Annotated in this window: 10 protein-coding genes and 1 pseudogene; 3 read left to right on the top strand and 8 right to left on the bottom strand. The window is 69.9% G+C overall.

The window, feature by feature from the left end; translation table 11 throughout:
- Positions 1-282: 282 nt before the first annotated feature.
- Both AB0G84_RS26765 and AB0G84_RS26760 read right to left on the bottom strand, forming a co-directional pair.
- Positions 283-1,356 carry a glycosyltransferase family 2 protein gene (locus tag AB0G84_RS26765; protein ID WP_361325789.1) on the bottom strand — a complete coding sequence of 358 codons (1,074 nt, stop codon included), beginning with the start codon at positions 1,354-1,356 and terminating at the stop codon, positions 283-285.
- A gap of 268 nt (positions 1,357-1,624) precedes the next feature.
- The gene (locus AB0G84_RS26760; RefSeq protein ID WP_361325786.1) at positions 1,625-2,635 is read right to left on the bottom strand and encodes a hypothetical protein; all 1,011 of its coding nucleotides are present in this window, start codon (positions 2,633-2,635) and stop codon (positions 1,625-1,627) included.
- Between the two features lie 276 nt (positions 2,636-2,911).
- On the opposite strand from AB0G84_RS26760, the gene AB0G84_RS26755 reads away from it, so the two are divergent.
- Together AB0G84_RS26755 and AB0G84_RS26750 are read left to right on the top strand one after the other, a co-directional pair.
- Positions 2,912-4,345, top strand: coding sequence for an MFS transporter (locus tag AB0G84_RS26755; RefSeq protein ID WP_361325784.1), 1,434 nt, complete (start codon positions 2,912-2,914; stop codon positions 4,343-4,345).
- Positions 4,272-4,508: pseudogene (locus AB0G84_RS26750) on the top strand (transposase); the annotation flags it as partial. The gene AB0G84_RS26755 and the pseudogene AB0G84_RS26750, both read left to right, overlap by 74 nt.
- A 145-nt stretch (positions 4,509-4,653) precedes the next feature.
- Here AB0G84_RS26750 and AB0G84_RS26745 read toward each other — a convergent pair.
- Together AB0G84_RS26745 and AB0G84_RS26740 are read right to left on the bottom strand one after the other, a co-directional pair.
- The gene (locus AB0G84_RS26745; protein ID WP_361325781.1) at positions 4,654-5,160 is read right to left on the bottom strand and encodes a DinB family protein; all 507 of its coding nucleotides are present in this window, start codon (positions 5,158-5,160) and stop codon (positions 4,654-4,656) included.
- Positions 5,161-5,317: 157 nt separating this feature from the next.
- Entirely contained in the window at positions 5,318-6,412 is a 1,095-nt protein-coding gene (locus tag AB0G84_RS26740; RefSeq protein ID WP_361325814.1) for a M20 family metallopeptidase, read from the bottom strand.
- A gap of 152 nt (positions 6,413-6,564) precedes the next feature.
- Here AB0G84_RS26740 and AB0G84_RS26735 point away from each other — a divergent pair, with 152 nt between their 5' ends.
- Positions 6,565-6,867, top strand: coding sequence for a hypothetical protein (locus AB0G84_RS26735; RefSeq protein WP_361325779.1), 303 nt, complete (start codon positions 6,565-6,567; stop codon positions 6,865-6,867).
- 297 nt (positions 6,868-7,164) lie between these two features.
- Here AB0G84_RS26735 and AB0G84_RS26730 read toward each other — a convergent pair whose 3' ends face one another.
- From AB0G84_RS26730 to AB0G84_RS26715, 4 genes are all read right to left on the bottom strand, one after another.
- Positions 7,165-7,743, bottom strand: a complete 579-nt coding sequence (locus tag AB0G84_RS26730) for a CAP domain-containing protein (RefSeq protein ID WP_361325776.1) — start codon at positions 7,741-7,743, stop codon at positions 7,165-7,167.
- A gap of 1,082 nt (positions 7,744-8,825) precedes the next feature.
- Positions 8,826-10,268 carry an MFS transporter gene (locus tag AB0G84_RS26725; RefSeq protein ID WP_361325774.1) on the bottom strand — a complete coding sequence of 481 codons (1,443 nt, stop codon included), beginning with the start codon at positions 10,266-10,268 and terminating at the stop codon, positions 8,826-8,828.
- Complete coding sequence (locus AB0G84_RS26720; RefSeq protein ID WP_361325771.1) at positions 10,265-10,885, bottom strand: TetR/AcrR family transcriptional regulator; 621 nt, start codon at positions 10,883-10,885, stop codon at positions 10,265-10,267. The genes AB0G84_RS26725 and AB0G84_RS26720 overlap by 4 nt, the downstream gene beginning before the upstream one ends.
- Positions 10,886-11,021: 136 nt before the next feature.
- Positions 11,022-12,230: a S8 family peptidase gene (locus tag AB0G84_RS26715; protein ID WP_361325769.1), complete on the bottom strand. Its 1,209-nt coding sequence runs from the start codon at positions 12,228-12,230 to the stop codon at positions 11,022-11,024.
- Positions 12,231-12,371 lie beyond the last annotated feature (141 nt).

The following is a 12,371-nucleotide window of genomic DNA, read 5'->3' as shown; positions in this document are numbered from 1 at the left end:
TGGGGGGGGTTGGTTGACTATATTATCGAACTCGAGTTATCACAACCCACCCCCGCAGGACCACCACCGCGCCTAACAGCCCCGCGCAGCGGACCCGCCCGCCGCGTGGGGGTACCTCCCACGCCCTTAAGGCAGTGGGGGAGCCACGGCGAGCAGCAGGCACGGCGAGAGGGCCAACGACATCGGAACGCACCCGGCCGCCAGGCCACCGCGGCAAAACCGACAACGAACGGGCCCCCGGCGAACAACCACCACGGCGGGTGAGGCGACAACGTGGGAAGCTCAGCCAAGCGCAGCCACCGTGTCAGCCCGCCCCTTCTCGTAGACCGTCAAGCCCCGGGCCAGATGGAGCGGTACCAACAGCAGTTCCACGATGAGGGCCTTCCAGGCGTAGACGAGATTGACGGCCTTGGTCGCGTAGACGCAAGGGACGTTCAACAGCACCTGCCCCAGCGGGAGTTTGCGACGACGAGCGGCGTAGAGGAGTGGTGGTGTCGTCAGCAGGAGTTCGGCGCCGGCCCACCAGAGGAAGGCGAGCGCGGGTGGCTGATCGGTGGTCGCGGCGATCACGAACGGGGTCGCCCACCACAACGGTGCGGTGAGGATCTCCAGGAGGGCCAGCAGTACCCAGACCGCCAACAGGGGCTTACGGAAAAGCAATTGCCCGAGGTGGAGGCGGACGTTCTGGCAGAAGCCTGCCATCCAGCGCCAGACCTGTTTGCGGAGGTAGGTCAGGTCTTCCGGGTCGGCAGCGAGGGCGACGGCGTCCGAGACGTAGACCGCGCGTCTGCCCGCGATCTGCTGGGACCAAGTGAAGTCCATGTCCTCGACGATGGTGCGTTCGGGGAAACCGCCGAACGCCATCAGATCGTCGCGGCGGAAGACCGAGCAGCAACCCGAGCAGACCATGGGGCTGTTGGCCAGGGCTTGGATGGGACGGTGCCAGTGGAAACCGAAGAGGTACTCGGTGGAACGGCCACGCTCCCAGAGGGTGCGGGTATGGCGGGTGCGGACCGTGCCGGCGGCGATCGATACCGCCGGGTCGTCGAAGACGGGGACGACGGTCTCGATGTAGTCCGGTGCCAAGACGGTATCGGCGTCGACGGCGAGGACGAGGTCGGTGGTGCAGTGCGGAAGGGCGTAGTTCTGTGCCTTGGCCTTGCTGCCAAGGTTGCGCGGCGGGCGTAGGACCGTGACGCCGTGTGCTGCCGCCACCTGGCCGGTGCGGTCCGTGGAGGCGTCGTCCACCACCAGGACGCGGTCAGGCCGGACCGTTTGTCGGGCGAGGGACTCCAGTGTGGCCGGGAGCCCCTCCTCCTCGTTGTGAGCTGGGACGATGACGGTGACGGTGTGCATGGCGAGTTCCCCCTGTCGTGCGGATGGTGCCGACTACGACGGCGATCAGTCCGATCAGGCCGTAGACGATGGTGCTGATACCGATGAACGGCAGTCCTCCGTGCATGTGACTGACCGTAGCCGGGGTGACCCCTCACGCGTTTCCGGAGGCCGCCTCCTGTGGATAACCGTCAAAGCCCTACCCGCCCGACCCATGGCCGGCTTCCGACCTCCGACCGCCGGCTTCCGGCTTCCGGCTTCCGGCTTCCGGCTTCCGGCTTCCGCACAATCACGGCTTCCGCCGCCCTTCGCGCGACTCCGAAGATCCGTTGGCGGTGCGCGACCGACGCCAGAGGAACCAGAGGCCTCCCCCGAGCAGGGAGAGCACCACCAGAGTGAGCAGCCCGGTGCCCCAGGGTCCGTCGCCCAGCCGCACCCCCGCCAGGACGATCGCGGCGGCGGTTAGGAAGGGCAGCAGGGTGAGTGCCAGGAAGCGGAGGATCACCGCGACGCCTGCCGCCCTGGGCAGGCGGGTGAACGACCGGCGGTCCCCGAGTCGGCCCTCGGCACCGCTCGGCGAGTAGTACTGGACCGCCTTGGCCGCCAGGCGAAGGGTGTTCTGCCGGTAGATCAATGCGAGCGCCGGCACCCAGACGAGGGGGAGCACCATGCCCACGAGGAACAGCGCGACGATCGCGCCCGTCGACAGGGCCCGCCGCAGTCTGCTGGGCTTCTCGCCACCGCCGGTGATGCCGAGGACGGCGGCCATCCTGACGATGAGCGCCCACCGCGTCCGCCGGGGAAGCCGGCCGCGTCCACCCGCGGGGTGACGCCGCACCTCGGTCATGGCCCTGTCGGCCGCTTCGGTCGACGGGTACACGTCCTGCAGGACCAGGAGGTCGGCGACCCGCTGCTCGCTGCGGGGGTCGTGACCGGCGAGAGCGGCCAGTTCGAGCACCATCTGTGCCTGGGACAGCAGGGCGGCCACGAAGCTCACCGGCATGACGACCACGAACGGCCCGCCGAGGGCGGCGCCGTCGATGATCGTCACCCGCGTTCCCTGCGCGATGGCGTCCTGGCTGAGTTCTTCGACGCCGGCGTGGGGGCTGCGCCGCTTCCGACGGGCCACCGCGGCGGCGGCCCGCGGGCCGAAGCGGCGCACGGCGAAGTACGCCAGCTGCTCGGGCAGGTGCTGCGGGTCGGCCCAGATCATCGGCAGCAGCGCCCGTGCCTCTACCCGCACCGACGCGTGCGGGTGGGAGGGGCGTGAGCCACCGTCGACTCCTTCGCCACCGTTCATCCGGGCCCGTGCTCCTCGGCCGCCTCGGGGGACAGGGGATCTGCTGTCCATCCTCCTGGATCGGGACGGGACACGCCCGCGGTCGGGCCTCCGGGTGCCGGTGCGGGCTTCGGCCGAGCGAGCCGAGCGGGCAGAGCTGCCTGAGCTGGCCGAATGCGCGCCGGCGCTCGTTCCGTACCGGTAGCGCGGCGGGCCAGCACGGTTCCCACATCGTGCACCATGCGTCACTTACTGTGGCTTTCGGCGTGGCCGCCGCGGGTGGATGGAGTGGACGACGTGAGGTTCGCGGAGGCGTCAGGTGGCGGTGAGGCCGTACCCCCTCCCGAGCCGGTCCCGGACTCCGGGCAACGGTCCGTGGCGCCGCTGCTGGCCGTGTGTGCCGGGTATTTCATGGTGATCCTGGACGTGACGATCATCAACGTCGCGGTGCCGGTGGTGGGCCGGGACCTGTCGGCCTCCCTGACCGGCATCCAGTGGATCACCGACGGATACACCCTGGTCTTCGCCGGATTTCTGCTGTCCGGCGGGGCGCTGGGCGACCGGCTGGGCAACCGCCGGGTCTTCTGCACCGGCGTGGCGGTGTTCACGGCGGCCTCGGCTGCATGTGCGCTCGCACCGAGCGCCCCCTTCCTGGTGGCGGCCCGGCTGGTGGAGGGGCTGGGCGCGGCGCTGATCGTGCCCGGTTCCCTGGCCCTGCTCCAGCAGGCCTATCCGGCGCCGGCCGCACGCTCACGGGCGTTCGGACTGTGGGGCTCGATGGCTGGCATCGCGGCCTCCGCCGGGCCGCTGCTGGGTGGACTGCTGGTGTCCACGGTGGGCTGGCGGTCGGTGTTCCTCATCAATCTGCCCGTCGGGGTGGCCTGCCTGGTACTGACGCTACGGCAGGTGGCGCCCTCACCCCGGCGCACCGACCGGGCACTGGACCTGCCGGCGCAGTGCGCGGCCGTGGTGGGAGTGGCGCTGCTGACGGCCGCGCTCAACGAGGCCGGCCGTCGGGGCTGGTCCGATCCGGCGGTGCTCGCCGGGTTGGCCCTGTCCGCGCTGGCCGCCTTGGCGCTCGCACTGCGCGAGCGGCTGGCCCGTTCTCCCGTCTTGCCGCCGAGCCTGCTGCGCTCACGTGCGCTGAGCGGCGGAGCCGTGATCGGCCTGCTGTTCAACTTCGGCTTCTACGGCATGGTGTTCACCGCCAGCCTGGACTTCCAGCACCAGCGCGGCTTCAGCGCGCTGGGAACCGGGGCCGCCCTCTTCCCGGCGGTGGCGATGACGATGTTCGCCTCCGTGTTGTCCGGGCGGCTGACCCGAACGACCGGCGATCGCCCGCTGGTGGTCTCCGGGATGCTCCTGGCGGCCCTCGGGCTCGCCGGCTGGGCCGCGGCGGGGACGGACCCCGCCTATCCGTTGCTGGTGGCCCCGATGATGGCAGCCGGGTTCGGCACCTCCTTCGCCCTCACCGGGTCGACCTCCACCGTGATGGGCGCCGCACCCACGGCGTACTCGGGGACCGCCTCCGCGCTGTTCAACACCACCCGCCAGATCGGCAGCGCCACCGGTGTGGCACTCGGCGGAACCCTGCTCGCCACGGCCACCGACTACAACGCGGGGCTGCGCACCAGTATGGCCATCGGCGCACTCGCCTATCTGGCCGCCGCGGGCCTCGCGTGGCGATGCGTGCCGACGAAGCCCACCACGGCAGGGAGTTCGCGCGGATAAGCCACCGCCGACGGCGCGGCCCCGGCGGCAGCTGATCGACGGCGTACGGTGGCGGATCCGGACCGGGGCACAGTGGCGGGAGGTCCCGGAGCGCTACGGCCCCTGGGGTCGGGTGTACGGCCTGTTCCGCCGCTGGCAGCGGGACGGCACCCGGAAACGGGTCTGTACCGAGCCGCGTTGCTCGGGCCGTTGCGAAGAACCTGATCGCACTGTGCGGCAACCGTCCTCGTCGCGGCCAGCAACGCGTGGCTGTGGTTCCCCATGCGCCCGGCACCTGGGCAACACCGGCGGTCGAGCACCGGCGCACGTCACCTGCCGACGGAACCGTCAGCCTGTTCACGGAGGATGTCGGCATGGCCCGCATGGCGGGCGGTCTCTTCAATCATGTGTACCAGCACCCAACGCATCGATCGCACCGCCTCGGCCTTGCCGGCCGCCCGGGCGCACGGACCGTTCAAGTCGTCACAACCCTCGATGATCTCGTTGGATCGCTCGACGGCGCCGCGATAGGCGGCAAGCAGACTCTCCGCGCTGTCCTCCTCGGCGAGTTCCATGCTGGAGTCCGGATGTGCGACGTCGGCGCCTTCGAAGGCCCAGACGAACCAGTAATGCTCCGCCGCAGTCAGGTGCTTGACCAGGCCGAAGACGCTGGTGCCGGAGGGCACTCCAGAAGCGCGGCCTTGCTCGTCTCGAAGGCCCTGCGCCTTTGCCGCCACGGAATCCCGCAGGTAGTTCAGGAACGCAAGCAGAGTCGACTTCTCACCGGAGTCATTGCCGGGTGGACCCACGTCAGGGCGCGGTTGAGTCTCTGTCACCAAAGCACCCTAGCTTGATCCGTTTTCGGAACACACCCTGGTACGGCAACTGCGGTTGAGGTGACGAGAGACGGGCCGGGACGCAGTGCCACCGATCCGGCCGATGCCAGGGCCACACCTCTCACGGTCACTCGTAGGCGCGCCCGCGCTCGTTCTGCTACGCGTTCCGGATCCCGTTCACCAGTCCGGCAACGAGGTTCGCCCGCTCGGCCATGGCGTCGATCACCAGGTACTCGTGGTCGGCGTGGGCACCGCCCCCGACCGCCCCGAGGCCGTCGAGCGTGGGCACCCCCAGCGCGGCGGTGAAGTTGCCGTCGCTTCCGCCGCCGACCGCCGTGCCTTCGATGCCCGGGAGCAGCCGCTGTGCCAGCGAAAAGAGGCCGGCCGACGCCGACTCGGGCATCGGGGGCCGGCTGACGGCGCCCTGAACCGTGATCTCCGCCCCGTCGAGGTGCGGAGCCAGTGCCGCGAAGGCCGATTCGATCCGTTCCTTCTCGTCGGCCGACTCGACCCGGACGTCGACGATGACGGTCGCCTCCGCGGGAACGACGTTGTCCAGGGTTCCCGCGGATGCGACGGTCGGGGTGACCGTCGTACCGCTCTCGGGTCGCCCGAGCGCCGCGATGTCCAGTACCTGGTGCGCTGCTTCGATCAGGGCGTTGATCCCGGCCGTGGGCTCCAGGCCCGCGTGCGACGCCCGGCCGGTGAGGGAGACGCGGAACGTGCCGCAGCCCTTGCGGCCGGTCTTCAGGCCGCCGCCGTCCGCGGCGCCCTCGAACACCAGCACCGCGCCGCAGGCGAGGGCCCGTTCTTCGATGAGCGCTCGGGAGGAGCCGGAACCGACCTCTTCGTCGGCGGTCACCAGGATCTCCACCCCTGACGGGTCATCGAGCGACGCCAGCCCATGAACGGCCTGCACCAGACCGCCGAGCATGTCGAAGACCCCGGGGCCCATGGCCCGGCCGTTCTCGACCGTGAACGGGCGGCGTGCAAGGGTACCGAGCGGAAACACCGTGTCGTGGTGACCGAGGATCAGCACCGTGGGATCGCCGCCGGCCGACCAGTGAACGTGCGGCCCGCCGTCGCTCTCCACCAGGACGGCCCGCCCGCCGAGGCGGCTCTCGATGACACCGGCAACCGCTTTGGCCGAGGCCGTCAGGGCGTTGAGGTCGCGCGAGGGAGACTCGACCTCGACGAGAGTCCTGAGGTCCTCGATCATCGCGTCAACGCTGACCCTGGCCGCCTTGTGCATCGTCACGGGGCAAGGGTACTTGGTACGCCCCGACGCGGTCGCAGGCCGATGCCGCTGGCCGAAGGCGTCCCCGCCGCGCCGTTTAGCGACCGTTGATCGCCGGCGGGAAGGATCAGAGGCACAGACACTCCACCGATGACGAGGGGGAACCCATGGGTGCCGTGAAGTTCTACCGGCTCGAATGCATCAAGCAGGAGGACTGGAACGGTAAGGACGACATCTACATCACGATCAACGGGAAGAGGGTCTACTCGACCCGCATCGGCGAGGACGGCACGCGCACCATCGACAAGACCTACCGGTTCGAGGGCGATGTCGCCGAAGTCCGCATGTACGAGAGCGACGACGCCGACGCCGACGACCTCCTCGGTGAGCAGGTCCCCTTGCTCGGCTACAACGAGCTGAAGTTCCGGGAGGACGGTGCCCATTACGTCCTCTCCTGTGAACTGAGCTGATGCCGGCAACAGGCAGGCCTCGGCGGTCCGTTCGCAAGGTGTCGCCCGGACCGTAGCAACCGGGCGGCACCCGCAGGAACACCGTGCGCCCGCGTCGGCGCCCGCCCCCGTAGGGTTGAGCGCCGCCGCGGGCGCAGAGTCCTGCAGACCTACACCCCACCCTCGCCCGGGACCCGTACGGCCCGGACGACCGGTGGTGCACCGACCATGGCGCAGGGTGTTGCTCGCGTGGGGAATCGCCCGCGCGGCGACCTCGCTTAACGGTGCCCCGCGCGGGCGGCGCCCCGCGATCCGGCTTTACTTGTAGCCGAAGTCCTGCGTCCAGTAGGCCCGGAGCTTGCCGCCCAGGGCGACGCCTATCCCGGTGGCCTTGGACTTGCAGGAGAGGATGTTCGCCCGGTGGCCGGGGCTGTGCATCCACGCGTCGAACGCACCCTGGGGCGTCCGCGGCCAGGCGTCGATGTTCTCCGCCGACGCATCGCCGTAGCCCTGCGCCTCCATCCGCTCCTTGGGGCCGGTGCCGTTCAGGGAGGTGTGGGCGTAGTAGTTGTGCGCGGCCATGTCCTGGCTGTGCAGCCGGGCGGCCTTGTCCAGGCGGGGATCACGGCGCAGGGGGGCACAGCCGTGCTCCGCGCGCGCCTTGTTCACCAGCCGGTTGATCTCTGCCTCGTACCGGTCGACCTTGGTGGTGGCCTTGCCCTTGCCGCTGCCCTGCGGGGATGCGGTCGGCGTGCCGGCCGGAGTGGCGGACCCCTTTCCCGGGCCGGCGCTCGGGGTTGCGCTGTGTGCGGCCGGCGGGAAGGCCTCGTGGGCCTGCGCGTTGTCCTGGGAGTTGAACATCGCCAGCGTTCCGCCGGCCACACCCACTGCGGCCACCAGACCGATCGGAATCAGCCGTGCCCTGCGCCGGTGTGCGCCGCGTGCATTGCGCTTCGACGTAGAGGATTTCGCGTTCAACTAAATCGTCTCCATGAGGGGGGTTATGGAAGGGAAATGGACCGGGAACAGCAAATTCTCACTCCACTCCCCATAGGCGCGTCGGCAGACCCTAACCGCCATTCCGAGGGCAGGGATCACCGTAACAAAACCATCAACCACCGGTTATGGACCCATCACTTGCCACGCACCGCCCCACATGGACAGAATGGCACCTCATGCCCCGTTTTCAGGGAGTCGGGGAGGTAATTGGCACACCTGCGCCACCCGTCACCGCATTCCTCAATCACCCAGCGACAGGTACCGTTTTGGAGGGAAAGCACCCCGTTTTGCAACCGGCAGGCGAGTCCCTCCACCCTGCAAGGACGGCGGAGCTCCGCGGCGAGTGATGCACTACCGGAAGGAATGGAAATCGGATATGGCACTGCCGGTCACGCTCGGCGCCGTGGAGTAGAAATTTCCCTTAAAGGCGGCGAGTTGATCGTCACGGGCAAGGAAACACCGTAGGGAGTTCAGGTGGGAGCCGCGGAAATTCGGGGCCGGATTCACCCCTGCACACGAGGGAGGAGAACGGCCCCGGAGCGGCAGCGGGAGTCGAAGCGCACCCTGAACCCTCTTGCGGGTCAGCCGAGTTGAGGTTGGCCGGAACCTGCTCCGACCCCGCGCCCTCATACGCCCTATGGTCAGCGGCAGTACGGCCAGTGGCAGTACGGAGAATTCTCCGCACCGTCGCTCCGTCCGAGAGCCGCCCGAGGTCGTGAGATCTCTCCGCGGCCTGCCGGAGACCCGGCCGAGAGGTGCCCCTGCCACGTAGGACCTGTGGGTGCAGCACGGCCCGAAGTGCGCGTGGTCGGCAGGGGGAATTCGCCGAACGATCGCGCCGATCGAGCCGATCGCGCCCATCAGGAGGGCCAGGAGGGCGAGGGCCAGGACGATCAGGCCGGCCGGGACGTGGACGAGGGGGCTGAGTGAGCTGAGCTGCGGTCCTCCGTTCATGTCACCGACGGTAGCGAGCTCGCCCTTCAGGCGGTTCTGGAGGCTTCCTCCTGTGGATAACCTGCCGCGGGCGGGGTCGGGTTGGCACTGTGGGACGACGGCAGAGCCAAGGCGACCAGTGCCCCTGCCACAGCCAGGACCGAGAAGGCCAGCAGCGCCACGCCCATCGTGGAGGTCAGCGTCAGCAGCATGGTCGCGAGGGCGACACCCAGGGTGGGGCCGACGTTCATCGCGGTCTGCTGGAGACCACCGGCCACCCCTGCGTGGTCCACGGAGGCGTGGCGCACGATGACGGACGTGGCGGTGACCATCACCGCGCCGAATCCAGCACCCAGGAGGAAGAACCCCGTGCCGATCGCCAACGGGGTGGCGGTGCGGTCCAGTTGGGAGAGAGTGAGGATGCCGGCAGCCAGGAGCGCCATCGCGGTCGTGGTGGTGCGGCGGGGGCCGTACCGGCGCTGCACCACGGCCGAGGCGGGCGCCGCGAGCACCATCATCGCGGCCAGGGGCAGCACCCGGAGGCCGCACTGGAACGGGTCCAGCTCCAGGACGTCCTGGAGGAAGTAAGTGCCGATGAAGAGCGCACCGAACATCGCCGCGGAGGCGGAGACGAGCACCGCGAGCCCCGCACCGACCGGTCGTGAGCCGAGGACGCCCGGTGGCACCAAGGGGCTCGCCGTGCGCCGCTCGTGCCGGACGAACGCGGCGCAGCCTGCGGCGGCCAACAACGCTCCCGATGCGGTGACCGGCGTCCAGCCGCTCTCCGGGAGGGTGACGAGGGTGTGCACCAGGGTCCCCAGGGTGAGGCAGAGCAGGAAGGCGCCGGGGAGATCGAGCCCGGACGGCGGGGCGGTGGGCGGGAGGGCGTGCCGTCCAGGGAGCGGCGGAGCGGGCGCGGGTGCGGGCGGTTTCGGCAGGCGGACGGCGAGGGCCAGCAGGCCGGCCAGCAGGGCGGGGGCCACATTGAGGAAGAACACCGCACGCCAGCTCAGTTGGGCCACCAGCGCGCCGCCGACGATCGGGCCGGCGGCGGCCGAGAGCCCGATGGCACTGGTGCGCAGCGCGATGGGCATGCCCAGTTGGTCGGGCGGGTAGGCCGCGCGCAGCATGCCGAGCGTGGCCGGCTGCAGCAGCGCCCCGAAGACGCCCTGGACGACACGCAGGCCGATCACCCAGCCGATGCCGGGTGCCAGTCCGATGCCCGCCGAGGCGGCGCCGAAGCCGAGGATGCCGAGGGCGAAGAGCCGCTGGTGGCCGTACCGGTCGCCGAGGCGGCCGGCGAAGACGAGCAGCCCGGCCACCGCGATCAGATAGCCGGTGCTGGTCCACTGGACCTGTGCGAACGAGGCGTGCAGCGTGCGCTGCAGGGTGGGCTGTGCGACCGTCAGAACGGTGCCGTCCAGAGCGACGATCACGGCTCCGGTGATGCTGCCGGCGAGCGTGGTGCGCCGTTGGCGTAGCGAGGTCAACGCTGCTCCCCCCGCCCGAGGTGCGCGTCCAGCGCGGCGCGCAGCAGGGGTTCGACGTCATCGGCTCCGGTCGCCAGCGGGAGGCTGCCCCATCCCCACAACTGGGCGATGCCGTGCAGGTTCGCCCAGAGCGCCCCGGCGACGAGACGGGGCGGCGCGTCGCCGGGCCGGTCCACCTGGGCGACCAGATCCACGAGGACACCGAAGAGCGGCAGGCTGGTCTCTCGCAGGCCGAGTTCGTTGCTCTCCAGCAGGTCATGGCGGAACATCAGCTCGAACATGCCACGGCGTGCCCGCGCAAAGCCGAGGTAGCACCGCCCCAGCGCCAAGAGGCGGGCGCGTGGGTCCGCCCCGGCGCCGTCGAGCGCCCCGGTGGCCTCGGCGGCCAGGTCGGCGAAGCCCTGGCGCGCGATCGCGGACAGCAGGGCGAGGTGGGTCGGGAAGTAGCGGCGCGGCGCGCCGTGTGAGACCCCGGCCCGGCGGGCGATCTCCCGCAGTGACAGCGCTTGTACGCCCTCGTGGGCGAGCAGGTCGGCGCCGGCCTCGATCAATCGGGCGCGCAGGCCCGGGTCTTGGGGCGGCGCGGACGCCGGTTCAGGTGTGCGTGGGGAGGGCATAGACACTGTCTATCACTTGGCATAGACAGTGTCTACGCCAGGTGGGTGTCACGGTGCCGGCGCACACAAAGGCGCCGGCCGCCGCGCCCCGTGGGGGCGAGCGCGACGACCGGCGCGGGAGCTGGAGGGCGAGTGGTTACTCGGTGACCTTCAGCAGCTTGTTGGGCGTACCCTCGCTCGGGTTGGTGATCTTGCCGGCGGTGGCACCGTCGGTCAGGGCCTTCTCCACGTCGGCCGGCTTGGCGTCCTTGTGGCCGGCCAGGTAGACCGCGGCGGCACCCACGACGTGCGGGGTCGCCATCGAGGTACCGGAGATGGTCTTGGTGGCGTCGTCGCCGGTGTTCCAGTCCGAGGTGATGTCGGAGCCGGGGGCGTAGAGGTCCACCGCGCTGCCGAAGTTGGAGAAGTCGGACTGCTCGTCCTTGTCGGTGCTGGAGGCCACCGTGATGGCCTCCTTGACCCGCGCCGGGGAGCTCTGGCCCGCGTCGCTGGACTCGTTGCCCGCCGCGACACCGAAGGTGACGCCGGAGGCGATGGCCTTCTTCACGGCCGAGTCCAGCGCCTCGTCGACGCCGCCGCCCAGCGACATGTTGGCGACCGACGGGCCCTTGTGGTTCTTGGTGACCCAGTCGATGCCCGCGACGACCTGCTCGGTGGAGCCGGAGCCCTGACCGTCCAGGACCTTCACGGCGACGATCTTGGCCTTCTTGGCGACGCCGTGCTTCGCACCGGCGATGGTGCCGGCGACGTGGGTGCCATGACCGTTGTCGTCCTCGGCCTTGTTGCTGCCGTCGACGGCGTTGAAGCCGTACGAGGCGCGACCGCCGAAGTCCTTGTGGCTGATGTGGACACCGGTGTCGATGACGTACGCGGTGACGCCCTCACCCGCGCTGTCGGGGTAGTTGTACTTCTTGTCCCCCTGGGTTTCCTTCTGGTCGATGCGGTCCAGGCCCCACGACGGCGGGTTGGCCTGGGTCTCGTTGATGTGGAACTTCTTGTTCTGCACGACCTTGTCGACGGCCGGGTCGGCGGCGAGGCGCTTGGCCTCGTCGGCGCTCAGGCCGGTGGTCGAGAAACCGTCGATGGCGGAGGAGAAGGTCCGCTTGACCTTGCCGCCGTACTTGGAGGCGAGATCGCCGCTCTCCGCCGTACGGATCGACTTCTTCAGCATGACGATGTAGCTGCCGTTCACGGCGCCCTTGGCCTGGGCGCCGTAGATCTTGCCCTCGACGGGGGCCGGCGACGCGCCCGCGGTGACCGCGGTGACGGTGGCGATACCAGTTGCGGCAACCGCGGCGGCTATCGCCGTGACAAGCCGCTTCTTGCTGGAACGCTTGTGAGCCATTGCGAGGGTGCTCCTCGTTGGTGGTGTGGGGGGAAAGCGTTGCGTCAACAGCCCATGGACACAGGGAAATCTGCGTCGGGCTGGTTCGAAACCCTGTCTGATTGATGGGTGCAATTCAAGCGAGTCCCCGCCGTGTGAGAT

The organism is Streptomyces sp. NPDC020742, from assembly GCF_040641675.1.
GTDB lineage: Bacteria > Actinomycetota > Actinomycetes > Streptomycetales > Streptomycetaceae > Streptomyces.
This window is presented reverse-complemented; position numbering and strand designations above follow the sequence as displayed.